Source organism: Paraburkholderia sp. SIMBA_053 (genome assembly GCF_046534895.1).
In the GTDB taxonomy this organism is placed as follows: Bacteria; Pseudomonadota; Gammaproteobacteria; order Burkholderiales; family Burkholderiaceae; genus Paraburkholderia; species Paraburkholderia caledonica.
On the sequence record NZ_JAWRXU010000052.1, the window covers coordinates 1 to 618 of the forward strand.

The 618-nt window shown below is 63.6% G+C and carries 2 protein-coding genes; one reads left to right on the plus strand and one right to left on the minus strand.

The annotated features are described in order from the left end of the window. The coding region (locus SB753_RS34470) for an EamA family transporter (protein ID WP_410804503.1) at window positions 1–247 on the minus strand (247 nt) is incomplete at its 3' end. 115 nt (window positions 248–362) lie between these two features. Between SB753_RS34470 and SB753_RS34475 the strand changes: the two genes are divergently transcribed. Continuing rightward, the coding region (locus SB753_RS34475; RefSeq protein ID WP_410804505.1) for a GntR family transcriptional regulator at window positions 363–618 on the plus strand (256 nt) is incomplete at its 3' end.

Genomic DNA, 618 nt, shown 5'->3' on the forward strand with positions numbered 1-618 from the left:
AGAGCGGAAAGCCGACCACGACGCCGAGCGCGACGACCACGAGCGGAATCACGTCGCGGCGCGTGGGACGCGCCTCGCGAAAGAGGAGCAGCAGCGCGAGACCGAGCGTGCCTGCAATGGTTGCGCGCGCGACCGTCAGAAACACAGGGTCGAGCCCTTGCACGGCAATGCGGGTGGCCGGCAGCGAGCCGCTGAAGATCACCACGCCTATGAACCCGCTCAGCCAGCCGTTCGTCGTCTTGTCCATTCGAAAAGTCCGTGCGCAATGAAATGAAGCCTATAGCATCCGCTCCCGGCATGAAAACGTTAAGCTACGGATCAGTACAATTCATGCAAACTGTACCGACGAAGGAGCAGTACAGATGGGCGATAGTGGACAGAGCGCCGACGGCGAAAAGCCGCAAGGCACGCGGGTTGGCATCGTCATGGACAATCTGCGTGAACGCATTGCCAGCCGCTCGCTGATGCCAGGCGCACGCGTGCCGTCGATCCGCGTGATGACGGACGCGCTCGGCGTGTCGAAGTCGACGGTGGTCGAGGCCTATGACCGGCTCGTTGCCGAAGGCGTGATCGTCGCGCGGCGCGGCTCGGGATTTTTCGTGTCGGGCCACGCGCCGC